General features: G+C 64.0%; 29 protein-coding genes. 16 read left to right on the top strand and 13 right to left on the bottom strand.

What is annotated here, in order from left to right; all coding sequences use genetic code 11:
* Window positions 1-47 precede the first annotated feature (47 nt).
* Window positions 48-1,868, top strand: coding sequence for an arginine--tRNA ligase (gene argS / locus H8F27_RS05785; RefSeq protein ID WP_197152049.1), 1,821 nt, complete (start codon window positions 48-50; stop codon window positions 1,866-1,868).
* A gap of 12 nt (window positions 1,869-1,880) precedes the next feature.
* Here the strand turns inward: argS and H8F27_RS05780 are convergent, their stop codons facing one another.
* Together H8F27_RS05780 and H8F27_RS05775 are read right to left on the bottom strand one after the other, a co-directional pair.
* The gene (locus tag H8F27_RS05780; RefSeq protein WP_197152047.1) at window positions 1,881-2,681 is read right to left on the bottom strand and encodes a glycosyltransferase family 2 protein; all 801 of its coding nucleotides are present in this window, start codon (window positions 2,679-2,681) and stop codon (window positions 1,881-1,883) included.
* The gene (locus H8F27_RS05775) at window positions 2,675-3,499 is read right to left on the bottom strand and encodes a glycosyltransferase family 32 protein (protein ID WP_197152045.1); all 825 of its coding nucleotides are present in this window, start codon (window positions 3,497-3,499) and stop codon (window positions 2,675-2,677) included. The genes H8F27_RS05780 and H8F27_RS05775 overlap by 7 nt, the downstream gene beginning before the upstream one ends.
* Window positions 3,500-4,616: 1,117 nt before the next feature.
* Between H8F27_RS05775 and H8F27_RS05770 the strand changes: the two genes are divergently transcribed.
* Window positions 4,617-6,155 (top strand): IS5 family transposase, encoded by a 1,539-nt coding sequence (locus H8F27_RS05770; protein ID WP_197152033.1) that lies wholly within the window; start codon window positions 4,617-4,619, stop codon window positions 6,153-6,155.
* A gap of 997 nt (window positions 6,156-7,152) precedes the next feature.
* Here the strand turns inward: H8F27_RS05770 and H8F27_RS05765 are convergent.
* Window positions 7,153-8,586: an FAD-dependent oxidoreductase gene (locus H8F27_RS05765; RefSeq protein WP_197152031.1), complete on the bottom strand. Its 1,434-nt coding sequence runs from the start codon at window positions 8,584-8,586 to the stop codon at window positions 7,153-7,155.
* A 79-nt stretch (window positions 8,587-8,665) separates the two neighbouring features.
* Here H8F27_RS05765 and H8F27_RS05760 point away from each other — a divergent pair, with 79 nt between their 5' ends.
* The 5 genes from H8F27_RS05760 to H8F27_RS05740 are packed head-to-tail and all read left to right on the top strand — an operon-like array spanning window position 8,666 to window position 13,737.
* Entirely contained in the window at window positions 8,666-9,772 is a 1,107-nt protein-coding gene (locus tag H8F27_RS05760) for an ABC transporter ATP-binding protein (protein ID WP_197152025.1), read from the top strand.
* A gap of 25 nt (window positions 9,773-9,797) precedes the next feature.
* On the top strand, window positions 9,798-10,970 hold the full coding sequence (locus H8F27_RS05755; RefSeq protein WP_197152022.1) for a spermidine/putrescine ABC transporter substrate-binding protein: 1,173 nt from the start codon (window positions 9,798-9,800) through the stop codon (window positions 10,968-10,970).
* Between the two features lie 37 nt (window positions 10,971-11,007).
* On the top strand, window positions 11,008-11,856 hold the full coding sequence (locus H8F27_RS05750; protein ID WP_197152021.1) for an ABC transporter permease: 849 nt from the start codon (window positions 11,008-11,010) through the stop codon (window positions 11,854-11,856).
* Entirely contained in the window at window positions 11,853-12,677 is an 825-nt protein-coding gene (locus tag H8F27_RS05745; RefSeq protein ID WP_197152019.1) for an ABC transporter permease, read from the top strand. The genes H8F27_RS05750 and H8F27_RS05745 overlap by 4 nt, the downstream gene beginning before the upstream one ends.
* Window positions 12,655-13,737, top strand: coding sequence for a histidinol-phosphate transaminase (locus H8F27_RS05740; protein WP_197152017.1), 1,083 nt, complete (start codon window positions 12,655-12,657; stop codon window positions 13,735-13,737). The genes H8F27_RS05745 and H8F27_RS05740 overlap by 23 nt, the downstream gene beginning before the upstream one ends.
* Here the strand turns inward: H8F27_RS05740 and H8F27_RS05735 are convergent.
* The 7 genes from H8F27_RS05735 to H8F27_RS05705 all read right to left on the bottom strand — a co-directional run bounded on the left by H8F27_RS05735 (window position 13,734) and on the right by H8F27_RS05705 (window position 17,733).
* Window positions 13,734-14,468 carry an MBL fold metallo-hydrolase gene (locus H8F27_RS05735; RefSeq protein ID WP_197152015.1) on the bottom strand — a complete coding sequence of 245 codons (735 nt, stop codon included), beginning with the start codon at window positions 14,466-14,468 and terminating at the stop codon, window positions 13,734-13,736. The two genes, H8F27_RS05740 and H8F27_RS05735, sit on opposite strands and share 4 nt — an antisense overlap.
* Before the next feature lie 24 nt (window positions 14,469-14,492).
* Complete coding sequence (locus H8F27_RS05730) at window positions 14,493-15,110, bottom strand: aminodeoxychorismate/anthranilate synthase component II (protein WP_197152013.1); 618 nt, start codon at window positions 15,108-15,110, stop codon at window positions 14,493-14,495.
* 26 nt (window positions 15,111-15,136) lie between these two features.
* On the bottom strand, window positions 15,137-15,550 hold the full coding sequence (locus tag H8F27_RS05725; protein WP_231596645.1) for a diacylglycerol kinase family protein: 414 nt from the start codon (window positions 15,548-15,550) through the stop codon (window positions 15,137-15,139).
* A gap of 32 nt (window positions 15,551-15,582) precedes the next feature.
* Entirely contained in the window at window positions 15,583-16,098 is a 516-nt protein-coding gene (gene ybeY / locus H8F27_RS05720; RefSeq protein ID WP_370594496.1) for an rRNA maturation RNase YbeY, read from the bottom strand.
* 6 nt (window positions 16,099-16,104) lie between these two features.
* Window positions 16,105-16,263 carry a DUF3285 domain-containing protein gene (locus H8F27_RS05715; protein WP_197152010.1) on the bottom strand — a complete coding sequence of 53 codons (159 nt, stop codon included), beginning with the start codon at window positions 16,261-16,263 and terminating at the stop codon, window positions 16,105-16,107.
* Window positions 16,256-17,384, bottom strand: a protein-coding gene (gene prfB, locus H8F27_RS05710; protein ID WP_197153394.1) for a peptide chain release factor 2 whose coding sequence is annotated in 2 segments (ribosomal slippage) — window positions 16,256-17,305 and window positions 17,307-17,384 — 1,128 coding nt in all. Because the reading frame shifts where the segments join, the coding sequence is not laid out codon by codon here. The genes H8F27_RS05715 and prfB overlap by 8 nt, the downstream gene beginning before the upstream one ends.
* Window positions 17,385-17,553: 169 nt before the next feature.
* Window positions 17,554-17,733 carry a type II toxin-antitoxin system Phd/YefM family antitoxin gene (locus H8F27_RS05705; RefSeq protein ID WP_197152008.1) on the bottom strand — a complete coding sequence of 60 codons (180 nt, stop codon included), beginning with the start codon at window positions 17,731-17,733 and terminating at the stop codon, window positions 17,554-17,556.
* 70 nt (window positions 17,734-17,803) lie between these two features.
* Between H8F27_RS05705 and grxC the strand changes: the two genes are divergently transcribed.
* On the top strand, window positions 17,804-18,064 hold the full coding sequence (grxC, locus tag H8F27_RS05700; protein ID WP_197152006.1) for a glutaredoxin 3: 261 nt from the start codon (window positions 17,804-17,806) through the stop codon (window positions 18,062-18,064).
* Between the two features lie 3 nt (window positions 18,065-18,067).
* Window positions 18,068-19,015 carry a glutathione synthase gene (gene gshB / locus H8F27_RS05695; protein ID WP_197151999.1) on the top strand — a complete coding sequence of 316 codons (948 nt, stop codon included), beginning with the start codon at window positions 18,068-18,070 and terminating at the stop codon, window positions 19,013-19,015.
* Here gshB and H8F27_RS05690 read toward each other — a convergent pair.
* Window positions 18,988-20,505, bottom strand: coding sequence for an isochorismate synthase MenF (locus H8F27_RS05690; RefSeq protein WP_197151997.1), 1,518 nt, complete (start codon window positions 20,503-20,505; stop codon window positions 18,988-18,990). The genes gshB and H8F27_RS05690 overlap by 28 nt on opposite strands.
* Here H8F27_RS05690 and menA point away from each other — a divergent pair.
* From menA to H8F27_RS05665, 5 genes are read left to right on the top strand one after another with little or no spacing between them, the layout of a single operon-like run.
* Complete coding sequence (gene menA / locus H8F27_RS05685; RefSeq protein WP_197151995.1) at window positions 20,504-21,466, top strand: 2-carboxy-1,4-naphthoquinone phytyltransferase; 963 nt, start codon at window positions 20,504-20,506, stop codon at window positions 21,464-21,466. The genes H8F27_RS05690 and menA overlap by 2 nt on opposite strands.
* 3 nt (window positions 21,467-21,469) lie before the next feature.
* Entirely contained in the window at window positions 21,470-22,444 is a 975-nt protein-coding gene (locus tag H8F27_RS05680; protein ID WP_197151993.1) for an o-succinylbenzoate synthase, read from the top strand.
* Complete coding sequence (locus H8F27_RS05675) at window positions 22,441-23,652, top strand: AMP-binding protein (RefSeq protein WP_197151991.1); 1,212 nt, start codon at window positions 22,441-22,443, stop codon at window positions 23,650-23,652. Before H8F27_RS05680 ends, H8F27_RS05675 begins: the two co-directional genes overlap by 4 nt.
* A gap of 19 nt (window positions 23,653-23,671) precedes the next feature.
* Window positions 23,672-23,950 (top strand): TM2 domain-containing protein, encoded by a 279-nt coding sequence (locus H8F27_RS05670; protein WP_197151990.1) that lies wholly within the window; start codon window positions 23,672-23,674, stop codon window positions 23,948-23,950.
* The gene (locus H8F27_RS05665) at window positions 23,950-24,141 is read left to right on the top strand and encodes a hypothetical protein (RefSeq protein ID WP_197151989.1); all 192 of its coding nucleotides are present in this window, start codon (window positions 23,950-23,952) and stop codon (window positions 24,139-24,141) included. The genes H8F27_RS05670 and H8F27_RS05665 overlap by 1 nt, the downstream gene beginning before the upstream one ends.
* On the opposite strand, the gene H8F27_RS05660 is transcribed toward H8F27_RS05665, so the two are convergent.
* Window positions 24,119-24,643: a thioesterase family protein gene (locus H8F27_RS05660; RefSeq protein ID WP_197153393.1), complete on the bottom strand. Its 525-nt coding sequence runs from the start codon at window positions 24,641-24,643 to the stop codon at window positions 24,119-24,121. The two genes, H8F27_RS05665 and H8F27_RS05660, sit on opposite strands and share 23 nt — an antisense overlap.
* A gap of 199 nt (window positions 24,644-24,842) precedes the next feature.
* On the opposite strand from H8F27_RS05660, the gene H8F27_RS17960 reads away from it, so the two are divergent.
* Both H8F27_RS17960 and H8F27_RS17955 read left to right on the top strand, forming a co-directional pair.
* Window positions 24,843-25,664 (top strand): cyclopropane-fatty-acyl-phospholipid synthase family protein, encoded by an 822-nt coding sequence (locus H8F27_RS17960; RefSeq protein WP_255517741.1) that lies wholly within the window; start codon window positions 24,843-24,845, stop codon window positions 25,662-25,664.
* Window positions 25,555-25,983 carry a class I SAM-dependent methyltransferase gene (locus H8F27_RS17955; protein ID WP_255517740.1) on the top strand — a complete coding sequence of 143 codons (429 nt, stop codon included), beginning with the start codon at window positions 25,555-25,557 and terminating at the stop codon, window positions 25,981-25,983. The genes H8F27_RS17960 and H8F27_RS17955 overlap by 110 nt, the downstream gene beginning before the upstream one ends.
* A 58-nt stretch (window positions 25,984-26,041) precedes the next feature.
* Here the strand turns inward: H8F27_RS17955 and H8F27_RS05650 are convergent, their stop codons facing one another.
* Window positions 26,042-26,383, bottom strand: a complete 342-nt coding sequence (locus H8F27_RS05650; RefSeq protein WP_370594471.1) for a DUF2752 domain-containing protein — start codon at window positions 26,381-26,383, stop codon at window positions 26,042-26,044.
* Window position 26,384: the final 1 nt, after the last annotated feature.

The following is a 26,384-nucleotide window of genomic DNA, read 5'->3' as shown; positions in this document are numbered from 1 at the left end:
GGCCTGCGGGGGATGATCAATGGGCACCCTGCCTCTGTTTGGCTGCCATGCTCCGCATCGCCCAGACCCTGAACGGCCAACTGCGCGCGGCGATGGAGCGGGCCTTCCCCGAGGCGGCGGGGCAGGCCAGTGCGGCGGGACACCCTCTTGACCCCCAGCTGGCGCCTGCCTCTAAGCCGGAATTCGGCGATTTCCAGGCCAATGGGGCCCTGCCCCTGGCCAAGCCACTGGGCCAGCCACCCCGGGCCATCGCCCAGGCGATCGTGGCGCAATTGGCCAGCGAGCCGGCCTTTGCCCAGCTGTTCCTGGAGCCGGTGATCGCTGGCCCCGGCTTCATCAACCTCACCCTGCGGCCCGAGCGCCTGGCGGCGGAGGTGGGGGCCCGGCTGGCCGATCCGCGCCTGGGGGTGCCGGTTGGAGCCGGCCAGGGGGTTAATGCCGGCCCGGTGATCGTGGATTTCTCCAGCCCCAACATCGCCAAGGAGATGCATGTGGGGCACCTGCGCTCCACGATCATTGGCGACTGCCTGGCCCGGGTGCTGGAGTTCCGCGGCCACCCGGTGCTGCGCCTCAACCATGTGGGCGATTGGGGCACCCAGTTTGGAATGCTCATTACCCACCTCAAGCAGGTGGCGCCCGAGGCCCTGGAGCACCCAGATGCGGTGGACCTGGGCGATCTGGTGGCCTTCTACCGCCAGGCCAAGGCCCGCTTCGACGCTGACGAGGCTTTTCAGGCCACTGCGCGCGAAGAGGTGGTGAAGCTGCAGGGGGGCGACCCGGTGTCGCTCAAGGCCTGGGGATTGCTCTGTGAGCAGAGCCGACGCGAATTCCAGCAGATCTATGACCGCCTCGATATTCGTCTTGTCGAGCGCGGTGAGTCTTTCTACAACCCCTATCTGCAGAAGGCGGTTGACGACCTCAGCGCTGCCACTTTGCTGGTCACCGACGACGGTGCCCGCTGCGTATTCCTCGAGGGCATGAGCGGTAAGGACGGCAAGCCCCTGCCGCTGATCGTGCAGAAGCGTGATGGCGGCTTCAACTACGCCAGCACCGATCTGGCGGCGATCCGCTATCGCTTCTCCCAGGCAGGCGATGGCGCCAGCCGCGTGATCTACGTAACTGACGCGGGCCAGGCCAGCCACTTCGCCGGGGTGTTCCAGGTGGCCCGCCGCGCCGGCTGGATTCCCCAGGGCGCCAGCGTGGAGCATGTGCCCTTTGGCCTGGTGCAGGGAGACGATGGCAAGAAGCTCAAGACCCGCTCCGGTGACACGGTGCGCCTCAAGGACCTGCTCGATGGGGCGGTACAGCGGGCCGAGGCCGACCTGCGCCTGCGCCTGGCCGAGGAAGGGCGCACAGAGGATGGGACCTTCATCCAGCACGTGGCCCACACCGTGGGCCTGGCGGCGGTGAAGTACGCCGACCTCTCCACCAACCGGATCACCAACTACCAGTTCAGTTTTGATCGCATGCTGGCCCTGACGGGCAACACGGCCCCCTACCTGCTGTATGCGGTGGTGCGGATAGCCGGCATCGCCCGCAAGGGCGGCGATCTGGAGGCCGGCGGCTCTGGTGCCTCGGCTGCCGCCGCCCCTCTCATCTTCACGGAACCTCAGGAGTGGGCCCTGGTGCGGGAGCTGCTCAAGCTGGATGCGGTGATCGCCGAGGTGGAGGAGGAGTTGCTGCCCAATCGGCTCTGCAGCTATCTGTTTGAACTCAGCCAGGTTTTCAACCGCTTCTACGACCAGGTGCCGGTGCTCAAGGCCGAAGAGCCGGCCCGCAGCTCACGGCTGGCCCTTTGCCGCCTCACCACAGGCACCCTCAAGCTGGGGTTGGGTCTGTTGGGCATCCCCACCTTGGAGCGGATGTGACTTGAAATTGCATCAGCGCCTGACTGGGGTGGATGCTTCCGGGCCTGAGTCGTAGTGAGCCGCGCAGTACTTGAAGAACACCTCTAGGGCGACCAGTAGGCTGTACAGGAATCCTTCTGCACCACTAAGGAATGAGAGCTTGATAAAATAAAGATTTAGAAAGCGTGGCACGGCATGAATGAGTCCGGCAGCTACGCCGGAGCGAGATCTTGAGTTGCGCAGTTTGATTGCGGCAAGCTGGGAATATTGCGCAAGTTTTAGCAGACTCTGGTGAATAGACCTGCGCGAGTGATGGATCAGTCGTGTGCGAAAAAGCAGTGTTCGCGCCGCTGCACGCAGGATGGCTCCCTCATGAACTTGTCCTTCAAAGCCAACTAAATCACTCACCTTAAATAGGCGGGGAATCCCCTTCGTTTGGTGAATGCCTTTAAGGCGTTTGCCAAAGACAAAATCTTCCCAGCGGACAAGGCCTCGATTTATTGCTCCTTGGCCCACTGCGGCGCGGATTTCTTCAGCTAATTTTGGCGGGATAATTTCGTCACAGTCTAGAAAAAAGATGTAATCGCATTTGCAATAACTTAGGGCGCGATTGCGTTGAATCGCGAATCCCTGCCAGTCCAAGTGGTGGTAAACCTCAACCCCTAGGGACTTGGCGATACTGGTGGTTGAGTCGGTACTGCCGGCATCGATGACGAGAAGCTGGTCTGCAAATTTAGCCGAATCTAGGCAATTGGCAATTGTACTGGCTTCATTGAAGGCAAGGATCGCAATGCATAATTTGTGTAGGGTCGGCATTTTGATGGTGCTTAACAAGTTTCAGGGCTAATGGCTCGATGACTCTTTTGTTCGAGTGTCCAGTGGCCTTCGGGCTTGTCGATGTATTGAAAGAATTTATTTGAGAAGTTTCCCTGCAGGCAGGTATGCCGGGAGAAGCGCCAGCTATGTTCGTGCTCTGAGAGCACTGCTTGGAATACGGTTGGACCGGTTATTTCGTATATATTGTCGCTTTGAGGGTTTTTGATACGACGAAGAACTTCTTCGATTAGGATCTTGATAATTGGATGTTCCGGCCCGCTTGCAATGAAGTAATTTGTTGCGGCGCCGTCTTTGTATCGCAAGAACAGCGCGCTTGATCCGGCTGGTATAATTCTGTTTAAGGGCCAGACTAGGTGGGCGTCGATATCCATGTAAACGCCACCATATTTATAGAGCACTAGCAATCGCCAGAGATCTGCCTGGGCAGCTCCAATGGTCAGCCTGTTGTAAAGGCGCGAGGTCTCTCCGGGGAAGTGGTGTACCACGAAGTCTTTGCGCATCTCCGTGGTGTGAAACTTGTAGTCATAGCCTAGGCTCAATAGTCGATTGCACAGCCAGCTGGCCTTGATTGGCAGGGTAACTTTATTTGTGTAGTTGGTTTGCCAAACTATTTTTGGAATTGCCTTGGCGCGGGGCTTGGTCTTGCTGCTGGCCGAGCGGATTGGTTTATTGACGGAGCTTCTTAGCAGGAATCGTTGATTTGGGAATAGCCAGTAGTGGAGGTAAAATATGGGCCGCAATCCATTGGCCAAAAACTTGATTGCTCGCCCGCCAAGGTAGGCCGCGATGGCATCACGCTTTGACTGGCCAGGCATGATATTCAGCAAGCAGAGATCCTCCTTTGCGAAAATTTTAGAAGTGATTCTTTTGGATGAAGCATGGGGACTCCTTTATGGTAAATCCCTTGGCCAGTAGTATATTTAAGCGTCTTATAAAGGCTTATGAGGAGCTTAGCCGTAGGGTTTATCAAGATTTATTCCATCATAGTACTATAAGGGGATGGGAGGGGTCGTTTTTGCGATTGTCGACTGGGTCATTGATCTGGTCGAGTAAGTATTCGTGCCTGTTCAGCCCTTCCCTACTAGGCTCGAAAATCTCTTTGTTTTTGAGTGTATTCGCGATTGGTAAGGCTTTGGGGCTCGCATGCTTCACTTATTTGCAATGAGGCCAGCGCGCTCAGGGCTGCCGTTGTATAACCTTTTGCGTTTTATACCGCTATTGAGGGCGCCTAATAGTGCAACTCGGTAGATTCTGCATCGCAATACTTCCCTGTGCATCTTGCTCCCCGGAGTGATTGATTCTGAATGGGCATTTATTCCCAGCTAAGCGGGTGGTGATTGGCTCTGGCTAGGCATGTATCGTATAAGGCAGGAAATGGCAGGTTGAGGCATAAATGTTATTTGCCGTGCCTCCCCTGATATGGATATAAAATACATGCCATTCTCTCCGATTGCTAGTGGCATCCATGGGCGCCTGTTGCTGCCGGCGGTCGGTAGTGGTTGCCTTGCTCCCCAATATCCTTGCCAAGTATTTAGATTAATTCCGATTTGGCAATTGATGCTTGCTTGGGGAATCCTCTGGTATAGTGATATTTTTGCAAACAAAATGGCTCAATTGCGGGCGGCCGTAGTTATTTATTTATCTGTACATGACTTGTAATTGTATCCTATAAGAGGTAAATATTAATGATGTCGGGTTGCCTTAAGAGGCTGAGAATTGGCGTTGTCTTTTTTGGCATACCAAGATCAGGCAGTATTTCAATGCCAACAATTCAGAAAATGATTATAGATCCAGCGAGGGCTATTGGGGATGTATTTAGGGCTTGCTGAGGAACCAATATCCATTGCGCTGCAGTTGATTCCAGGGATGGTCTCACGTTAAAATGAGCCAAATGTAGCCATTCCTGGCTTAGAACAATCTGCTGACACGCCAATGTACGTTTTTCAGCACGCAGGTCAGCTATCGATCGAGGAGTTTTACATGCCCTTCGGCGGCAAACTAGATCCTAATAATCGCTGGCTTCTGCTTCGTAACCTGATTCCATGGATGCCGCTGGAAAGCCAGTATGCACCCCAATTCAGTGCCAAGACAGGAGCACCGGCCAAGCGGTTACAGATAGCGTTCGGTGCGCTGTACATCCAGCAACGCTTGGGAGTGACAGACCGCGAAACAGTTCAGCTGATCACGGAATCACCGTATCTACAATTTTTCATTGGCTTGAGTGCATACCAGGCAATGCCCCCGTTTGATCCATCGATGATGGTGCATTTTCGTAAGCGCATTGGCCCTGATCTGATCAAGATCTGCAATGACATGACCAAGGCCAATGGCATTGCGATGATTAAAGAGATGCTGGTTTCGGCGGAGCAGGAGGCTAGCGAACAAGAAGAGGAGCAACAGCTTGCTGCCATCGACGAAGCGCTAGGGGTGAAGCCTGCAACGTTGGATCCTGAAAGTAACTGGGGTACTCTGATTCTTGATGCAACCTGCGTGCCTGATGACATTCCCTACCCAGTAGATCTGAGGTTGCTCAACGAAGCGAGAGAGGCCACTGAGAAGATCATCGACGCACTGTTCAAGCAGTTGCAGGGAAAGATCAATCGTAAACCCCGCTGCAACCGGGATAAAGCTCGGAATCGGTTTCTGGCGATCATCAAGAAGAAAAAGCCCAAATGCGCCGAGATCCGTGAGGTCAAGCGCTTTAAGCTCAACGAGATTCGGAGAAACCTCAGAGCAATTGATCAGATGATCCACTGCGGTGTCATGCTTTTGGAGCTTGGAACCCAGCTCTACCGCAAGCTGCTGATCACCAGTGAACTGTACCGGAAGCAGCAGGAGATGTATGACGCTGATAGCCGGCGCATCGACGATCGGATTGTCAATTTGTCAAAACCACACGTGCGGCCGATCGTGAGGGGCAAGGCGGGAAGGCGAACAGAGTTCGGTGCGAAGATCTTAATATCAGATGATAATGGCTTTGTCGATGTGGATCGAATCAGCTGGGACAACTACAATGAAGCCAACGACCTGATCGCACGTACCAAGCAATACAACGAAGAGCGAGGGTACTATCCAGCACGAATCTGTGCCGATTCAATCTATATGACATTAGGCAACAAGAAGTTCTGCGCAGAAAATAATATCAGACTCAGTGGCCGTCCACGCAAGAAGCAGGTAGAGGCCGAGGTGCAGACAGCAGAGCAACAAGAGCTTTTTAAATCAGACTTGAGAAAGCGTTCCGTGATCGAGGGAAGAATCGGAACGAGCAAACGGAAATATGGACTGGATCGGATCATGACCAAGCTGATTGAAACATCAAGAACGGTGATCACTATGGCATTCTTTGTGATGAATGCCGAGAAGGTTCTCAGGCTACTGCGCCTCTTATTCTCTATTCTTGTCTCTGTGTACATCCTGATGCTCTATTTGCTCGGCTCCTGGCGCCGTCCAGCGCTTCTGTGGGCTGCTTAGTCAGCTTCTAGGAGTAAAATTGAGGTCACCAGCGCTTGGCGCTGCAGGCTGAGATCGCGGCCATTTGCGCGCCCGAAAATCCCGAAAACGAAATTCAGCAAGCCCTATTTATTAGATATCATTTTTATGATCAGGGTAGGGTATATAGCCCTACTTCTGGCGAGGACGGATTTCTGTCTAGCAGTGATTATGAACCATTTCATTCATATATTGGAGTCATGGAGGATCCTGCGGCCTTTCAGGATTCCTTTAATGTTGGGGGGGGTCTTGTCAATGGGTGACGCTTGGGGGGATCAAAATATCAGCACGCTAAACCTTTTAAAGCAGCTGCATTCACTTGCAAATGTCACAAGGCAAGTTTTGGAGCTCTTGCCAGATATCGTTATATTTGTGCGGCCAGACTTGGTGTATCATTCGACATTGCTGGGGCCCATCTCAAAGTCCGTCTTTCTGGGTGATAAGTCTGTCGCATGGCTGCCAAGTTGGCAGTGGTCATTAGGTGGATTTAATGATCGCTTTAGTATCTGTAGTGGCAGGGCAATAGCTGCTTATGGGCTCAGGGCGAGCTTTGTAGAGCACTATCTTCGGGAAACTGGAAGACCGCTGCACTCAGAGCTATTCCTCAAATATGCATTGGATAGGTCTCTATGTATGGTTCGTACGTTTAATCATACGGCTTCTAAGGTCCGAATCCAGGGCAGGATTGTTGACGAGAAGTTTACTCCTGTAAGTGGCTCTCGTTTGCTCAAGTATTGGATGAGAGAAAGTTGTAAGTCGATAGTCGCAAGACTCTGAAGGCGTCGCGGTGGCTAAGGTTGCAATGTTTATTTCATTCAATCCCGGCTGGTCCATATGGCTCTGCCTTTTTACATCAATGGTTAAATATAGTTGATTTTGTTTTGGCGGGTTTGTTTAGTTATTTGCCTGGGCGGAGCTCTTCATTCGTGTATCCCTGATCAAATTGAGCGGCGCAACACGCCTGCGCAACACCCGGGCATCAGCTGCTCTCGAAATCCCGGTTGTTGGCCCAGGTTTGGCTTGTACGTTTGCCTTGGCCAGCCAGCTCCTTCACCTGCTCACTGGCGGCGAGCCCCGCCTCGATTGCCCCCTCGAAATAGCCAGGCCAGCGGCTGGCAGCTTCGGTGCCGGCCCACACCACCCGGCCGTGGGGTTGTTGCCACACCGGTCCGTAGCGGCTCCAGGCGCCGGGGCTCATGAAGCTGGTGAAGGCGCCGCCGCTCCAGCTCTCCCCATTCCAGTTATGCAGCACCAGCTCGCTGGGTTCGGCAGCCTCCGGGCCCCAAAGCAGGGCCAGATCCTGCAGCACGACCCGCCGCCGTTCTGCTTCCGGTAGGCGCTGCCAGGCTACGGCCCGGTCGCCGGCGATGAAGCAGCTCAGCTGCCCCGGGCCGTCTGGGGGTGAGCTGTCGACGCTGAGCTCCAGGGCGGGCAGGTTGCCGATACCCAGGCCATTGAGGCCCCGCTCGCGCCAGAAGGGCCGCGGATAGAGGGCCAGCACCTTCACCATCGAGCCCATCGGTGAGCGCTGCAGTAGCCCCTGCCATTCCGGCGGGAGCGCTGGGCTGAAGCGGATTCCCAATCGCAGCGGGGGCGGGATCGCAACCACCGCCGCGGCCGCCGTGATCTGACCCCCCTCGCCAAAGGTCACCCGCACGCCCCCACCGTTTTGCTCGATCGCCCCTACCGGCGCCCCCAGCTGGATCAGCGGCCCCAGCTCGGCCGCTAGCCTCTCGGCCACCTGGGCCGCCCCCCCATGGACCAGCCAGGCCTCCGGCGTTTCCTGCTGGGGGGCAACGGCCTGGCTCCAGGCCAGGTGCAGAATTGAACTCTCGTGGGGTTCAAAACCTCCCGATCCCCCCATTCGCGCCAGCCAGGCCAGCGGGTAGCGGGCCAGTTGGCCGGCCCCCTGGCGCTCTAGCCAGCCAGCGATGCTGAGCTGGTCGAGCTCGGCGGCAGCGGGGCCGCCCCAGGGCTGCCCTGGGGGCACCTGGGCCACCAGCTGCTGAAAGCGCCGTTGCAGGGCCTGGGCCTCAGCCACCTCGCCAGCCGGCAGGCCCAGTTGTTCCGGCCGGAAGAACAGCAGGCTGGAGTCAAAGTCGTGTTCAACACCAGCCCGATGGGCCGTGCCGTTCCAGTGGAAAATCCCTTCGCCTGCGTAGTAGGTGGGGTAGCGCTGCAGGCCAAACTCCCCCAGCAGCTCCAGCAGGCGCTGGTGCGTGGCGCCCACCCACTGGCCGCCCAGATCCAGCGGCAGGCCCATGGCGCTGGGGCGGCCCCACATCCTCCCGCCGCAGCGTTGCCGTGCTTCCAGCAACCGCACCTGCAGGCCCAGTCGATGCAGGTCGCGGGCGCAGACCAGCCCGGAGAGGCCGGCGCCCGCCACCACCACATCGACCGTGCCAGTTCCCATTGAATAGGTGCCCAGAAGCCCAGATGAACAGTGCCACTGGCAAGGGATTGCTAAACAGGTGCGCCGGTGCGCGCCATTTTTGCCCTTGAACCCTGGCACGCTCCAGCCCGATCGCCAAGCTCCGCTCCAGCGGCCGGGGGATAGGGCCGTCATTGAGCTCGAGAAGGTCAGTCGTCGTTTTGGCGGCCAGTTCAGCGGCCAATTGGGCGGCCAATTCGCCGGCCAGTTCGCAGTGGAGCAGCTCTGCCTCTCGATCGCCCCGGGGGAATTCTTTTCCCTGCTGGGCCCCTCCGGCAGCGGTAAGTCCACCACCCTGCGCCTGATCGCCGGCTTTGAGCACCCCGATGGGGGGCGGATCCGCCTGCAGGGAATGGATCTCACCGGGGCCCCGCCGCACCGCCGGCCCGTGAACATGGTGTTTCAGAACTATGCCCTCTTCCCCCACCTCGATGTGTGGGACAACGTGGCCTTTGGCCCCCGCTCCCAGCGGCTGGCGGCGCCGCAGATCCGTCGCCGTGTGGGGGAGATCCTCGAAGTGGTGCGGCTTTCGGAGCTGGCACGCCGGCGTCCCCACGAGCTTTCCGGTGGCCAGCAACAGCGGGTGGCGCTGGCGCGGGCGCTCGTGAACGCCCCTGCGGCCCTGCTACTCGATGAACCGCTCGCCGCCCTAGACCCCGACCTGCGCCGCGTGATGCGCTCGGAGCTGCAGCGCATCCAGCGGGAGCTGGGCATCACCTTCCTGCTCGTCACCCACGACCGGGAAGAGGCCCTCAGCCTCAGCGACCGGCTGGCGGTGCTGCACCAGGGAAGGCTGGAGCAGGTGGGCACGCCGCGCCAGCTCTATGACTGCCCCTGCAGCGCCGTGGTGGCCACCTTCCTGGGGGCCGCCAACCTGCTGCCGGATGGTTCGGCTGGGGGCCTGCGGCTGCTGCGGCCCGAGCGGCTGCGGCTGAGTGAAACGCCACCCCAGCATGGGGAGTACGGGCTGCGGGCCCAGGTGCGGGAGCTGGCCTTCCAAGGGGCCACGGTGGAGGTGCGCCTGGTCGGCAGAGATGGTTTGGCTGGCAGAGATGATCTGGCCCTGATCGCCATCGAGACCAGCGTCAACCTGCCAGAGAATTTGCGCGTTGGAAGCGAGCTCTGGTGCCGATGGCACCACTCTGATACCCATCCGCTGGATAGCTGAGCGCCCTGATCCTTGCCATGACCTGATGCCTGATTCGTCAGCTTCCTATCCCAGCCGCAGCGGCCGTCGGCTCTTTCTGCAGCGTCTGGCCGCCACTGCCGCCGGTGCGGTGCTGGCACCCACCCTGCTGCAGGCCTGCAAGGGGAGTGGGAATGGCAGTGGGAGTGGCGGTGGGAGTGGGGAGTTGGTGATCTCCACCTTCCCCCTGTATATCGATCCCGATGCCCCGGGGACCCCGGGCAGCGTGAGCCGCTTCCGCCGGGACACCGGTATCCAGTTGCGCTATCTGGAAGACCTCAACGACACCCGCCAGTTCTTTGCCCGGATCCGCCCCCAGCTGGCGGCAGGTCGGCCCCTGGTTCAGGATCTGATGGTGCTGCCCTCCTGGATGGCGCAGCGGTTGATCGGCCTGGGCTGGCTGGAGCCCCTGCCCCTGGCCGAGGTGCCCAATGCCCGCAACCTGATCCCCTACCTACGCAATCCCCCCTGGGATCCGCAACAGCACTACAGCCTGCCCTGGCAGTCGGGTATCGCCGGCATTGCCTACAACATCAAGGCCACCGGCCGGGAGCTGCGCGGCATCGACGATCTGTTCGCTCCAGCTCTCAAGGGGCGGGTCTCGGCCCTGCTGGAGATGCGCGACACAATGGGTCTGCTGATGCTGGCCGACGGCCAGGACATCAGCAAGCCCACCTGGATGGCGGCCCAGCCCAGCTTCAACCGGCTGGAGCAGGCCCGCAAGGACGGCCAGCTCCGCCGCTTCACCGGCAACGACTACCAAAACGATCTGTTGACCGGCAACCTGGCGGCCTGCATCGGCTGGTCGGGGGATGTGGCCCAGCTGGTGCTGGAGCAACCCGACCTGCGCTTTTTGGTACCTGAAAGCGGCGGCGTGCTCTGGTCTGACCTGATGCTGATGCCGAAGGGTGCCCAGCACCGCCGTGAGGCTGCCGCCTGGATGAACTGGGTGTACGAGCCCGTCGAGGCGGCCCGCATCGCCGCCGCCGTGCAGTACATCTCGCCGGTGGAGGGGGTGCGCCAGCAGCTGGCCAAGGATCCCGCCACCGCACCCCTGGCCACCAACGCCCTGATGTTCCCTGATGCGGCGATGCAGCAGCGGCTCCATTCTTTTGGTCCGCTCAGCGAGAGCGAGGAGGCCCGCTGGGAGGAGCGCTTTGCCAGCATCACCGAGGGCTGACATCCCAGCCAAGAGCAGGCGCTATTGGCCCTGGCTGATGCTGGCTCCCGGCTTGCTTTGGCTCACCGGGCTCTACCTGCTGCCCCTGCTGGGCCTGGTGCCGTTGTCCCTGTCGGAGCCGCTCAGCCGCTTCGGGCTCGAGACGGTGTTTCGTGGCCGCCTGACCACCTATCTGGAGGTGCTGCAGGCCTACGGCCCGATCCTCTGGCGCTCGTTTGGCTACGCCGCCACCGCCACCGCCATCGGCCTGCTGCTGGCCTATCCGCTCGCCTTCGCCATCCGCTTCCGCGGCGGCCGCTGGCAGCCCCTGCTGATCGGCCTGGTGGTGTTGCCTTCGCTCACCTCCTACCTGGTGCGGGCGATCGCCTGGACCAGCCTGCTGGGCGACAATGGGACCGTGCTGGCGCTGCTGCAGAGCCTGGATCTCACCGCGGCGTTGAACGGCCTGGGGCTGCTGCGGGACGGTCGGCTGTTGAACACCCCCACCGCGGTGATCCTGGGGCTGCTTACCAACCAGCTCCCGTTTCTGGTGTTGCCGCTGGTGCTGGCGATGGAGCGGATCCAGCCCTGCCTGCTGGAGGCCGCGGCCGATCTCCACGCCGGAGCCTGGCGGCGCTTCACCCAGGTGGTGTGGCCCCTTTCCCGGCCTGGCCTGGCCGCCGGCATCCTGCTGGGCCTGATCCCCGCCGCCGGCGATGTGGTCAACCCCCTGTTCCTCGGTGGCCCGAATGAGCGGATGGTCGCCAACACGATCGACAACCTGCTTTTGGTGCAGCTGCAGGCGCCGCGGGCGGCGGCGCTCACCCTGGTGTTGATGGCCCTGGTAACCCTGGCGGTGCTCTTTCAGCTGCGGGGCCGTGGTCTCGACGGGCTGCCGCTGCCATGAACCGCATCGGCAACGTGCTGCTGGCCGCCTCCAGTGCCCTGACCTTCGCCCTGCTCTACGCGCCGGTGGCCGTCACGGTGCTGTTCAGCTTCAACGCCCCGCGCGGCCGCTTCAACCTGCTGTGGCAGGGCTTCACCCTGGCCAACTGGCGCCACCCCCTGGGCGATCCGGCCCTCACCGAGGCCTTCCTCACCAGTTTGGCCCTGGCCCTGGCGGCTGCCCTGCTGGCGGTGCTGCTCGGGGGGCTGATGGCCCTCTCCCTTGCCCGGGCGCGGCTGCGCGGCAGGCGGGTGATCGGGCTGCTGGTGGCCCTGCCGCTCACCAATCCGGAGATCGTGCTGGCCACGGCCCTGCTGAATCTGTTTGTGGGGATCGATCTGCCCCGGGGCCCGCTCACCCTGCTGCTCTCCCACAGCCTGTTCTGCCTCAGCTACGCGGCCCTCACCCTCAAGGCCCGCCTGGCGGGCTTCGATCCGAGCCTGGAGCAGGCGGCCCAGGATCTCGGCGCGCCGCCGCTTGAGGCCTTTGGCCGCGTCACCCTGCCCCTGCTGGCGCCGGGGCTGCTGGCGGCCGGGTTGCTCTCCTTTTCCCTGTCCTTCGACGACTTCGTGATCAGCAGCTTCATGGCCGGTGAGACGGTCACCCTGCCCCTCTATCTGGCCGGTGCTTTCCAGCGGGAGATCTCCCCCCAGGTCCAGGTGCTGACCACCCTGGTGCTGCTGGCCAGCGCGGCGTTGCTGCTGCTGGCCACGCTCAGCGGTATGCCTACGCTGCGCAAAGCTGTCGACCTGCCGCGCCGTGACCCATTCGGCAGACCTTGACGCCCCCCCCGCCCGCCCGGAGGTGGAAAGCCTCAAGGCCTATAGCGCGCCGCTGGAGGGGAGGCGGGGCTTGCTGCGACTCGATTTCAATGAGAACACCGTGGGCCCCAGCCCCCACGTGGTGGAGGCGATCCAGGCGATACCGGCGGATCAGTACGCCATCTATCCCGAATACGACGGCCTGCGGGAGGCGGTGCTGGCGAACCTGGCCCTGCCCTTGGCGCCCAGCCAGATCGGCCTGTTCAACGGGGTGGATGCGGCGATCCACGCCATCTTCCACGCCTTCGGGGCCCGGGGCGACACCCTGCTCACCACCAGCCCCACCTTCGGCTACTACAGCCCCTGCGCCCAGATGCAGGGCATGGCGATCGAGGCGATTCCCTACCGGCTGCCGGATTTCGCCTTCCCACTCGAGGAGATCCGCGCCGCCCTGGGGCAGGGGCCTCGCCTGCTGCTGATCTGCAACCCCAACAACCCCACGGGCACCCGGCTGGCGCCCGAGCCGATCCTGGAGCTGGCGGCGGCGGCCCCGGCCACCCTGGTGGTGGTGGATGAGCTCTATGAGGCCTTCACCGGCGACAGCGTGCTGCCGGTGGCCGACTTTGCGGCCACCCCCAACCTGGTGGTGCTGCGCTCCCTGGCCAAAACTGCCGGTCTGGCGGGTTTGCGCATCGGCTTTGCCATCGGTGCGGCAGCGGTGATCGACCGCATCAGCCGGGTCGTCGGCCCCTATGACATCAACAGTTTTGCGGTGACAGCTGCCCTGGCGGCTTTGGCAGACCAGCCCTATGTGGATGGCTATGTGGCCGAAGTGCGCCGGGCCCGCGACTGGCTGGTGAAGCAGCTGCGGGGGGCCGGCGTGCGGCACCACGCCGACGGCGGCAACTACCTGCTGATCTGGCCCGAGCTGCCCCCTGAGCAGGTGGAGCAGCGGCTGCGGCGGGAGGGCATCCTGGTGCGCTCGATGGCGGACAAGCCGCTAATTGGAGGTTCGCTGCGGGTGAGTATTGGAACCCTCGAGCAGATGGGGAAGTTCTGGGCTGCCTATGCCGCGATCTAGCGCATCACTTCGATCACCATGCCTTCGCCCAGCTTGGCGGGCAGGCTGAGGGTGCGGCCCGGACGCTTCACCGGGGTGCCGGCCATGGCATCGAGGAAGCGCTGCAGGGAGCCCTGGTCGCAGTCTTTAGGGGTGGTTTTGCCACTGACGTATTGCACCGGGATCACCCGGCGGGGCTTCAGCTCACGCACCACCTCGGCCGCCTCGGCCCCGGTGTAGACCTTGGCGCCGCCCCCCACGCCGATGATCAATACGTCGGGCCTGCCCAGCATCACCTTGTCGGAGGGGCTGAGCCGGGCCGCCGTGCCGCCCAGGTGGGCAAAGTCAAGGCCCCCCTGGCGCCAGCGCCATAGGGTGGCCTGGCCAAAGCGCCTGCCCCCGACACGGTCGTGGGGGCCGGCGATGCCCTCGATCTTCAGGCCTCCCACCTTGTAGGAGCCAGGATCCACCAGCATCTTGCCCTTGGCCACATTTGCGCCCTCATCCAGCAGGCGGCTGCTGGCCAGCACCACGGTGGCACTCACCCTGGGTTCGGCCAGCCCAGCCGCACAGGCCACGGCCTTGAAGGGGTTGACCAGCACGCTCGCACCGCCACCACTGATCAGCAGGGCGCTGTGGCCGTAGCTGGTGATGGTCACCCCCGTGCCAGCCAGCAAGGGAGTGCCCAATAGGGCAGTGCCCAGGCCCAGGGAGCTCAGGCTGAGGGCGCCGATGGTGGGCAGCAGACGCATGGCGGAGCGGCAGTCGCCGTGACGCTAACCCAGCTGATCTGGGCGAGCTGGCTGGCTGGCCTGGCGCAGGAAGTTGGCCAGCAGCTGGTGGCCCTGCTGGGTGAGCACGCTTTCGGGGTGAAACTGCACCCCCTGGAGTTGCGGAAAAGCTCGGTGGCGCAGGCCCATGATCGTGCCGTCATCCAGCCAGGCGGTGATCTCCAGGCAGTCGGGCAGGCTTTCGCGTTCGGCAATCAGGCTGTGATAGCGGGTTGCGGTGAGGGGGTTGGCCAGGCCCTCAAACACCCCCTGGCCGCTGTGGTGAACTGGCGAGGTTTTGCCGTGCATCAGCTCCCTGGCTCGCACCACCCTGCCGCCGTACACCTGGGCGATCGACTGGTGCCCCAGGCACACCCCCAGGGTCGGCACCGTGGGGCTCAGCTGCCTCAGCACTTCCAGGCAAACTCCCGATTGATTTGGGTCGCCGGGGCCCGGTGAAATCAAGATGGCGGCGGGGGCCAGCTCGCGGATCTGCTCCAGGCTGAGGGCGTCGTTGCGCTCTACCAGCAGATCGGCGGCGATGGGATGGTCTGGTGCCAGTTCGCCCAGATATTGCACCAGGTTGAAGGTGAAGCTGTCGTAGTTGTCCAGAACGAGGAGCATCAGGGAGGTTCCTTAGGGAAGTTCCTTCAGAACCCCAGCCGGGCCACCAGGGGCGGCACCAGCAGCAACATGGCGATCATCAATGACGAGATGGAGGCCACCAGCACGGCCGCGGCTGCGCAGTCCTTGGCGATCCGGGCCAGGGGGTGAAACCTGCGGCCGATGGCCAGATCCACAACCGCTTCGGTGGCCGTATTGAGTAGCTCCAGCACCAGCACCGCCGCCACAGTGAGCACCAGCACAGCCAGCTGGGAAGTGGGTAGCTGCAGCCACAGCCCCAGACCAAACACCCCAGCTCCGGTGATCACGTGGATGCGGAAGTTGCGTTGGCTGGTAAATCCATAGGCCAGGCCCTGGGCCGCATAGCGAAAGCTGGCCGGCAGGTCTCCAGCTACTTTCCAGGCGCTGGCGCGAAGGCGCCGGTCACGACGCTCGGCCATGGAGTCTTGGCGCGGTAGGGGGAGCAGGTTGGTCATGGTTCCGGCCGCACCTTAACGAGCTCCTCCTGGCGCGCCAGCATGGCCGCCAATTTGGCCTCATCGGGGTGGTCCCAGCCCAGGAGGTGTAGCAGGCCATGGCTGGCCAGAAACAGCAACTCCTCTTCCAGGTTGTGGCCGTGCTGGGCGGCCTGGCGGGCGGCGGTTTCAACCGAGATCACGATGTCGCCCAGCTCCAGGGGGCCAGGTATGGCCAGGGGAGGCAGGTCGTCGAGGTCCGCTTCCTGGGCGGCAAAGGCCAGCACATCGGTGGGCCCTTGCTGCTGGCACCAATCGTTGTTCAGGGCTGCGATCTCCCCATCGCCCACCAGGCTCAGGCCCAGGCTGTAGGCGGGGGCGCAGAGCTCGGGCGGCAGTTCGGCGGCCAGCTGGACCAGCCAGCTCTCAATGTGTCCGGCCCAGCCTTCGGCGTGGCTGGCCCAGGTCGCGGTATCAGCCAGCAGCCCCATCTCCAGATCCGGATCGGCGAAGTAGGCCAGGTCCAGATCCAGCACAGCTCAGCCCCCCGGCAGCTGGGGGCGGCCCAACCAGGCGATCAGCACCAGAAACCCGGAGAGTCCCAGGGCCGTGAGGCCGAAGTGGAACAAGCTCTGGCGGCCCTTGCGCACCATGTTGCGCATGGCGAGCTTGATGAAACTGGGATTTTCGTCAGCCATCGCCGCCCGCTCCGACTTCGACACCCGCGTGCAGCAGGCTCTGGATGAAGGGGTCCAGGTCGCCGTCCATCACGCCCTGCACGTCGGTGGTTTCCTGCTGGGTGCGCAGATCCTTCACCATCTGGTATGGATGAAACACGTAATTGCGGATCTGGTTGCCCCAGGCAGCTTCCACGATATCGCCGCGGATGTCTGCAATCTCGGAAGCCCGCTGTTCCTGGGCGATCACCAGCAGCTTGGCCATCAGCAGGGCCATGGCCTTTTCTTTGTTTTGAAGTTGGGAGCGCTCCTGGGTGCAGCGCACGGCCAGGCCTGTTGGGATGTGCAGGATGCGCACGGCCGTCTCCACCTTGTTGACGTTCTGGCCGCCGGCGCCGCCGGAGCGGCTGGTGGTGATTTCCAGGTCTTTGTCGGGGATGTTGAGCTTCACCTCCTCCTCGATCTTGGGCATCACCTCCACACCGGCAAAGCTCGTCTGGCGCTTGTCGTTTGCATTAAAAGGGCTGATCCGCACCAGCCGGTGGGTGCCCTTTTCGTTGCGCAGGTAGCCGTAGGCGTAGCGGCCCTCGATCTCGATAGTGCAGCTCTTGATGCCCGCCTCTTCCCCTTCGCTGAGCTCGTCCACACTGACCTTCATGCCGTGGTCTTCGGCCCAGCGGGTGTACATGCGCATCAGCATCAGGGCCCAGTCCTGGGCGTCGGTGCCGCCGGCGCCGGCGTTGATGCTGATCACGGCGCCCTCCTTGTCGTAGGGGCCAGAGAGCAGGCGCTCCAGCTCCCAGCGGTCCAGATCGGCCCGTAGCTTCTGCAGGGCCTGGTTCGATTCGGCCAGCAGCTCCCCATCGGGCTCGAGGCCGTAGAGCTCGAGGGTGGCTTCACCATCGACCACCGTCGCCCGCCAAGCGGCCAGCTGCTCGAGCTGGGCCCTCACTTCATCGAGCTGGCGCATCTTGGCCTGGGCTGCTTTTTGGTCGTCCCAGAAGTCGCTCTGGGAGGCCAGCTGCTCCAGGTCTTGTTGCCGGGCTTTCAGGGCCGGTACGTCAAAGACAGTCCTGGGCATGGCCCAGGCGGTCGGTGAGCTCGGAGAGGTCGCGCTTGAAGTCGGTGAGGTCGAGCGGCACTGCGGCGGGGGTGCTGGCGGCGGTCACGGCGATGGCCTTCTGATGATCTGACCGTATCAGTGGCTCCCGTCCAATCGCTCCAGGGAGCCTGGCCAGTTGAGAATGGCTTGGTGGCCGAGTTGGGCGTCATCTCGGTCCAGCCAAAGCAGGACGTGGCTATCCAGCAGAATCACTGCAGGACATCCCAGGGTTCGTCCAGGGGCGCCACGACGTCGCCGTCGAGGCGGGTGGCGAGGTGCAGCCCAAAAGGACTGGCGCGGCGAGTACCGCGGCACGGATGAAGCTCCGCAACGGGCTGGCCGTTCTTGGTAATGACCAGGGCTTCGCCGCTGCGGGAGACATCGTCCATCAGGCCATGGTCGCAGAGGAGCTTCGCCTGCGACCACTTCTAGGATCAGTTCATCTGTGCAAGGGCCCTGATGGCCGCCACCGTTGAGATTTACACCTGGCGGTTCTGCCCCTTCTGCATTCGTGCCAAGGCCCTGCTCGACCGCAAGGGCGTCGCCTATAGCGAATATGTGATCGACGGTGATGAGGCTGCCCGCTCGGCCATGGCCGCCAAGAGCGGTGGGCGGCGCAGCGTGCCCCAGACCTTCATCAACGGCCAGCACGTGGGTGGCTGCGACGATCTGCATGCCCTCGAGCGCTCCGGCCAGCTCGACGCCCTGCTGGCGAGCTGAGCGGTGGCCTCCCAGCTGTTCGTGATCGATCCGATTGCCCGGCTCAACCCGGCCAATGATTCCAGCGTGGCCCTGATCCAGGCGGCCCAGCGGGCCGGTGAGCAGGTGTGGGTCTGCACCATGGCCGATTTTGCCGCTGCCGATGGGCCCGGGGGCCATGGCGCCTGGGCGTTGGCCCAGCCACTTGTGCCCCAGCCCGATGGTGCAGCCAGTTGGTATGGCTTGGGCGATTCCCAGCGGCTGCCGCTTACGGCCTTCCCCCATGTGTGGATGCGTAAGGACCCACCGGTGGATGAGGCCTACCTCTATGCGACCCACCTGCTGGATTTGGCGGAGCGCCAGGGGGTGCGGGTGCTGAATCGCCCCGCGGCCCTGAGGGCCTGGAACGAAAAGCTCAGTTCCCTGCGCTGGAGCCACCTGATGGCGCCGACCCTGGTGGCCAGCCGGGTGGACGCCCTGGCGGCCTTCACGGCCGAGCATCGGGAGGTGGTGCTTAAGCCCCTGGGGGGGCGGGCCGGCCAGGGGGTGGTGTTTGCCGCCGCGGCCACGCCGGGTCTGCGGGCCCTGCTGGAGCTGGTGACAGGCCAGGAGAGTCTGCCGGTGATGGTGCAGGCCTTCCTGCCCGGGGTGAGCGCTGGCGACAAGCGCATCCTGCTGGTGGATGGGGAGCCGCTCGGGGCGGTGAATCGCAAGCCCACCGGTGGTGAGTTCCGCAGCAATCTGGCCCTGGGCGGGGCCCCTGAGGCCACTGAGCTCAGTGCCGCCGAGCGGGCCATCTGCGCCGAGCTGGCGCCCGCGCTCCAGGCAGAAGGCCTGTTTTTCGTGGGCATCGATGTGATCGACGGCCGGCTCAGCGAGATCAACGTCACCAGCCCCACCGGCGTGCGCGAGGTGGAGCGGTTGGGAGGGATCCCGCTGGCGGATCAGACGATCGAGCGGCTGCTGGCCTGAGCGGGCAGATCCAGCTGTTGCTGGAGAACGCCGAGCTTGAGGGCCACTTCCGCCAGCTCCCGCTCCACCGTCGAGCCGCGCACCAGCCCCGCGCCGGCGGTGAGCTCAAGGCGATCCCCCCGCAACGTGCCGCTGCGGATTGCCACCCGCAGGTCGGCGTCACCGGCGCTGTCGATCCAGCCGATCGGGGCGGCGTAGTGGCCCCGTTCAAAGGGTTCGAGGCTGCGTAGCCAGGCCATCGCCTCGCGCCTGGGCAGGCCGGCCACGGCGGGGGTGGGATGGAGGGCTGCGGCAATGGTGAGGGGCTGGTGCCGGGCCAGGGCTGCCGTGATCGGTGTGTGCAGGTGAACCAGTTGGCCATGGCGCGCCAGGCGGGGGTGGCGGGGCCGGCGGGGGGTGAGGCCAGCTCGGGCCAGTACGGCAGTGATGGTGTCCACCACCAGCTCGTGTTCGTGGCGGTCCTTGCTGGAGTGCAGCAGGGCCGCCGCCTGATCCCCCGCCGGGGCGGTGCCGGCCAGGGCATCACTGCGCAGCTGGCCCTGGCACACGGTGAGCAACCGCTCCGGGGAGGCGCCGATCAGGGCCGAGCCGGGCCCCTGTTGCCACAGGAAGCGGCAGCTGCCGCCCTGGTGCCGTCGCAGGGGGGCGAGCAGGGCCAGGGGGTCGGGGGCGGTGTCGAGCTGGAGCTCCTGGCGCACCGCCAGCACCACCTTTTTCAATTCGCCCGCCTCAACTTTGCTCAGGGCCTCGGCCACGGCGAAGCGATAGCTGCCTTGCCAGGGGGCGCTCCAGCGCAGGCCGATCCCGCCCAGCTCGCTCCAGCCTGGTTCCTCCGCCTGCTCCACCAGTTGCTCCAGCCGGCGGGCCTGTTCCCAGAGTTCCTCTGCCAGCTGCCGTGGCGTCACCCCGCCGCCAATCGGCCGTTGCAGCCGCAGCCAGCAGTGCTGCCCCTGGCGGCTGAGTTGCCAGAGCGGCAGCACCGCCTGCACCCCGGGCACCGACCCCGGTTCGCTCCGCAGGGGCGCATCGAAGAAGGCGAAGGCCAGCAGCACCCTGGGCCGGGCCAGGGGTGGGCCGGTGTTGGTTGTGGCCAGACGGCTGAGGCTGGCGCTGGCGAAGCGCTGGGCCAGCTCGAAGCGGCGCGGGCCACTCAGCTCCAGGCTGTTGGTGCGGCCGGCGGCGGCAATGCAGAGCCCCGGAGCTCCATCCCAGAGGAAACGGAAGCCATCGCCGCCGCTGGGCTCCAGGTGAGGCAGCAGCAATAGGGGGTCGCCGCCGGCCAGCGGCAGGGCCAGGCTGAGAACGCCGTCCTCCTCCAGCTGACGGGCCTGCCCATTGGCGGCGGTCAGCAGATCCGTGAACGAATTCCCAGACGAACCGCCTGGGGAATCGGTGAAGGGATGGGAGGCCTGCACCAGAAGGGGCCGGGGCGCGACAGAGAGCTGCTCAAATGTATGGGCCCTGCAGCGGCTGCCGCCTGCGGCCCCCATGACTGAGCCCAAGGTCGTCGCAAGCCGTTACGCCAGCCCGCCGGATCGGCGGCAGCTGTGGCAGGCCGCTATCAAGTGGCCGATGTATGCGGTGGCGGTGATGCCGGTGCTGCTGGCTGCGGGCTGGCGCTTCGGCCGGGCGGAGCCGGTGCGTCTCGACCAGTTACTGCTGTTTCTGCTGGCGGCGATGCTGCTGCTGGCCTGGGAAAACCTGGCCAACGATGTTTTCGACGCCGACACCGGCGTGGACACCCACGGCAAACCCCATTCGCTGGTCAATCTCACCGGCCGCCGTGACCGGGTGGCCTGGTTGGCCAATGGTTGCCTGCTGGGGGGATTGGCCCTGATGGCCCTGGTGGCCTGGCGCAGTAGCCCGGCGGTGCTGGGCCTGGTGCTGGCCTGCTGCGGCCTGGGTTACATCTACCAGGGCCCGCCGTTTCGGCTGGGTTATCGGGGCCTGGGGGAACCCCTCTGCTGGCTGGCCTTTGGCCCCCTGGCCACCGCCGCCGCCCTGGTGGCTTTGGCGCCCCCAAGCGCCGGGGCGGTGCTGCCCTGGCGAGAGGCGCTGGAACTGGGCAGCGGTCCGGCTCTGGCCACCACCTTGGTGCTGTTCTGCTCCCACTTTCACCAGGTGGGTGAGGACGGCGCCAACGGCAAGCGATCGCCGGTGGTGCGCCTGGGAACGGCGACGGCGGCGCGGCTGGTGCCCTGGTTTGTGGCCGCCAGCCTGGCTCTGCAGTGGGCGCCTGTGCTGGTTGGGCCCGCGGCCCTGCGCTGGCCGCCCACGGCCCTGCTCGGGGTGATCGGTTTGCCGCCGGCCCGGCGGCTGATCGACTTGTTGAGCCAGCACCACCACGATGGCAGTCGCATCGGCGGCAGTAAGTTTCTGGCCCTGCGTTTTCAGGCGCTCAGTGGGCTCGGCCTGGCCCTGGGGCTGGCCCTGGGCCGCTGGTGGGGCTGAGCGATGGCGGCAGGGGTTGGCTGGTTGGGGCTGACGTGGCGGCCTTTTGGGCTCAGCTTGCCCCAGGCCCTCAGCACCGCCAGGGGCCGCATCGCCGGGAAGCGCGGCTGGCTGTTGCGGCTGCACAGCCCCGAGGGGCTGGTGGGCTGGGGAGAGGCCGCCCCGCTGGATGGGCAGCTGGAGCCCCTGGCGGCGGCGATTGAAGGCCTGGGGCCCCAATGCTCCCGGCCCCAGCTGGAGGGGGCCCTGGCGGCCAGCACCTTGCCGCCCAGCCTCGGCTTCGCCCTGGGAGCGGCTCTGGCCGAGCTCGATGGCCTGCCCCAGGAGCGCTGGCTGCCGCCCCCCCCCTCGGCCCGGTTGCTGCCGGCCGGTCCGGCGGCCCTGGAGCGGCTGGCGCTGCCCCGGGGCGAGCTGCCGGTGTTCAAGTGGAAGGTGGCGGTGCACCCCGATGGGCTGGAACGCTCCGTGCTGGAGCAGCTGCTCCAACTCCTGCCCGCAGACGGGCGCCTGCGCCTGGATGCCAATGGGGGCTGGCAGCCGGCCACGGCCTGGGCCTGGGCCGAGCGGCTCGCCGGCGAGCCCCGGCTGGAATGGCTGGAGCAGCCCCTGGGCCCTGCCGACCTGGCGGGCCTGGAGGCCCTGGCCACCCGAGTGCCGGTGGCCCTGGATGAATCCCTGCAGCAGCAGCCCTGGTTACGGCAGAGCTGGTCGGGCTGGCAGGTGCGGCGGCCCAGCCAGGAGGGGGATCCGCGGCCGCTGTTGGCGACGCTGGAGCAGGGCGCCCCGCTGCTGATGCTCAGCACCGCCTTTGAAACCGGCATCGGCCGGCGCTGGCTGCACCATCTGGCGGCCCTGCAGGCCCAGGGGCCCACCCCGGCCGCACCGGGCCTGGCTAGTGGCTGGCGGCCCCAGGGGGACCTGGCAGCCCCGGATCCGGCCAGGGTGTGGCAGGCAGCTGGGGGAGGAGGAGTTCGATGAGGCCCCAGCAGCTGCTGCAAGCCTGGGACTGCGGCCTGGTCGTGCCCTTGGCCGCCGCCGCCCAGCAGGTTGAGTTGGCGGCGGCCTTCGGCCCGGCTGGTCCGGCGGGGGTGCTCGAGCAGCTGCAGGGGTGGGGGCCGGGCGTGCTGGTGGGCAGCGGCGGCAGCAGCGGCCGGCGCCGGTGGTGCCTGCAGCCCCTCTCGCACCTGCAGGCCTCGGCGGCGGCCACCGGCACCTGGCTGGCAGCCCAGGGCATCGAGCCGGCGGCCTGCCTGCATCTCAACCCCCTGCCGCTGCACCACGTCAGTGGGCTGCTGCCGCTGGTGCGCTCCAGGCAGTGGGGCTGCTGTTTGCAGCAGGTGGAGCCAGCCCTGCTGCGGCAGCCGGAGGTGATGGCGGCGGCGCTGCCCCTGCCCAGCGATCGCCCCGTGCTGCTCTCCCTGGTGCCTACCCAGCTGCAACGGCTGATGGCGACACCGTCGGGGTTGGCCTGGTTGCGGCAGATGGCGGTGATCTGGCTGGGCGGCGCACCCCTGCCCGCCAGCCTGGCCGGGCGAGCCCGCAGCGCGGGGTTGCGGCTGGCCCCCTGCTACGGCGCCACCGAAACCGCTGCCATGGTGTGTGCCCTGGCGCCGGATCTCTTCCTCTCTGGTGCCAGCGGCTGCGGCCAGCCCCTGGTCGATGTGGAGCTGCAGATCGAAGCTGCCAGCGGCGCCATCGCCGTGCGGGCCAGCCGGCTCAGCCCTGGCTGGCTGGAGTCCGGCCAGCTGCAGCCCCTGCCGCGCAACGGGGCGGGCTGGTGGTGCAGCGGCGATGGCGGCGAGCTGGGGCCCGATGGTCTGCTGGTGCGGGGCCGCCTCGATGGGGCCATCCACAGCGGCGCTGAAACCGTCTTCCCCGAGGAGCTGGAGGAACGCCTGCTGGCGGCCGCGGCGCTGGCCGGCCTGCCCCTGCAGGCACTGCTGCTGTTGCCGGTGAACGATCCGGAGTGGGGCCAGCGGCTAGTCGCCCTGGTGCGGCCCCACTCCGGGGCTGATCCGGAGGCGCTGCTGGCGAATCTGGCGGCCTGCAGCCAGGCCTGGCCCCCCGCGGAGCGGCCCCAGCGCTGGGTGGTCTGCGGGCCGCTGGCCCCCACGGCTGATGGCAAATGGCAGCGCCATTGTTGGCAGCAGTGGCTGGCCTCGCTAAAAGCTGGGCCAATGGGCTGACACCACCGGGTTGGGGAAAATGGCCAAACTCAGCGATTCCGAACTCAGCAACCGCAAACTGGCGGCCGGGCTAACGGGCATTTTCCTGGGGGCCTTTGGCGTGCACAAATTTGTGCTGGGTTACACCAGGCCTGGGGTGATCATGCTGGTGGGGTCATTGGTCGGCGGAGTGGTGACCTGCGGCGTTGCCAGCTTTGCGCTGGGGGTGATCGGCCTGATCGAAGGCATCATTTATCTCACCAAAACGCCGGAGGAATTCCAGGCGATGTACATCGATGCTCAGAGGGAGTGGTTCTGATGCCGCCCATTGCCGCCGCTGCCCTGCGCCGCGGGCCCCTGCTTGGCCTGGGCCTGGCAGCGGCGCTGAGTTTTGCCAGCCTGGCGGCCATTCCCCCTGACGGCTTCCATCCCCTGGCCCAGCTGGCCTGCCTGCTGCCCCTCCAACTGGCCGCCCTATTTGTGGTGTTCAGCAGGTCTCAGAACGGCTGAGGAGCGCGCCGCTGGCTGCAGAGGCCTCCAGCCAGCGGACTATCGGGTCGGGCAGGGGGCAACGGACCCTGCTGGCGCTGTTGATCGCCAGGTGGCGACTGAGGCCGCGGGCCACGGGTTGGTCATCGCTGGGATTGCCGCGGTGGAAGGTGTAAGTCAGCTCAAAGCAGCCCGGATCGATCCGTCGGGGCTCCAGTTTGATCGCCAGAGGATCGCCGCAGGCCAGGGGCGCCAGGAAGTCGGCTTGGCAATGGACGATCGGCAGGGCGACGGCAGGGCTATGGCCCGGCCGCGGGAACACCTCCGCCGCCGCAATGCCGAAGCGCTCCAGGCTCTCCTCGTAGGCCTCATGGCACCAGCCCAGCAGCTGGTGGAAGTGCATCACGCCGGCGGCGTCGGTGTCACCGAAGCGCACGCTGCGGCAGAGCAGCAACCAGCTGCCGGGGTCAACCCACTCTGGTGCGGAGCCATCCGCCTCTGTGCCAAAGGCCCCAGCGGTCATGAGTTTGCTTGATTCGATAGCCAACTCTGCCCTGTTCAGATCGCCGCTGCGGCAGGGCGGAGCAGAGCTGCTGTAAATCGCAGGCCAGGCTTGCTTGACCCCTTTCAAATAGCTGTAAAGAAAGTAACCAGCTGCCCACTGGCCATCGAAATTTGGCTGAGGCTGGATGTAGCGAGGAATGATCAACCCGAGGTTTTCTATGACTACTGCAAGCTTCGATCAGTCCGCTGACCTTTCCAGTTTCGATCCCAAGGTGTTGCGTCAGCCTTCCGCCGGATCACTTGGTTATCGCTGCAGCCGCCTCCTGGCAGCGGGCTTCAACAGCACCCAGATGGCGATGGCCGAAGCCTATATAAACGGCCTCGAAATCCCAGGTGCTCTTTTTCGAGGTATGATCCAAGCCTCGATGCCAATTCTGTTCCGCCACTTCCCCGCCTTGCTGGCGCCTTACGAATGGGTGCTTAACGAGTCGGATCGGATCGCCGAATCAGCCAAGGAATTGATGGAGATTCAGTATGACCGGCCGCAGCAGATGCTGAATCAGATGCTGGGTGACTGGGAACCAATCTATCCCAAATACAGCACCGGGTTCTGGGAAAATGGCGCCGAGGATCTGGCAGCATCCCAGCGACACATGATTGACCAGATGATTGATCGGTTGGGCATCGAGGATGGTGATCACCTTCTCGACTTTGGCTGCGGCTGGGGCTGTGTGCCCAATTACATTCTTTCTAAATTTCCCAATTTGCGCTGTACCGGCGTAAACCTCAGCCGAGGCCAATGCGCCTATATGCGAGCGAAGATGAACGATCCGCGCAGCCAGTTGAGCTCGGGGCGATTCACCCTCGTGGAGGGCGACATCAATGAGGTGGTGTTCCCGGAAAAAATTCAGCAAAATCATCTCCGTTGGGGTGTTTTGCCATGTGGGCAATCTCACAAAGGCCTTCGCCAGGCTGGCTTCCCTGCTGCAGCCCCAGGGGAAGGTTTTGATTCACATCATCACCGTGCGGATTCCGAATAATATGTCTTCAGGGTTTACCGATAAGTACATTTTCCCCGGCGGTCGATATTGGAATCACGATGCCATACCAAGCCACAGTGTCGACCTCAAAACCCTTCAGCGTTGGTATATGAATGGATCCAACTACCACCGAACGCTCACCGCCTGGCTCGATCGATTCGATGCTTCTCAAGACCTTATAAATCACTTAGACTACGGCATGGAGTATGCAAAATTTAGGCGCATCTGGCGATTTTACCTGTTGTTGCTTGGCACAATATTTGCCACCTGCGATGGTGAATTCAACGGTAATGGCCAGTACTTAATGACCCATGCCTGAGCGCTGAAGGCAATCTTTTCCCTCATCTGGTCCCTCCTTTGTTTCCTCTTTGCTGCCCTCACCCCGAGGGGAAGGCTCCGAGCCCTAGGCGCAACATCCAGTAGCCCAGCAGCCCCGCCGCCGCCCAGGCCAGGGGCCAGTTGGGCAGAGCGAGGGGCCGCAGCTGCCGCTTTCGAATCGCCGCGATGCTCCACCAGATCAGCCCCGCTGCCACCAGAGGCCCGAAGGCGTGCTGCTCCAGCGAACTCGCCAGATCCCCCCGCAACGCCAGCTCGGTGGCCCGGGTGAGAAAGCAGGTGGGGCAGGGGATGGCCGTGAGCGCCCGCAGTGGGCAGCTCCAGCCCGGCAGGTGGGAGTAGCCGCCCTTGAGCCAGAGATAGCCGGTCAACCCGGCGGGCAAC

This window comes from Synechococcus sp. CBW1108, from assembly GCF_015840335.1.
Classification (GTDB): domain Bacteria; phylum Cyanobacteriota; class Cyanobacteriia; order PCC-6307; family Cyanobiaceae; genus Cyanobium_A.
Note: the sequence above shows the minus strand (reverse complement) of the source record. Positions and strands in the feature narration are given on the sequence as shown.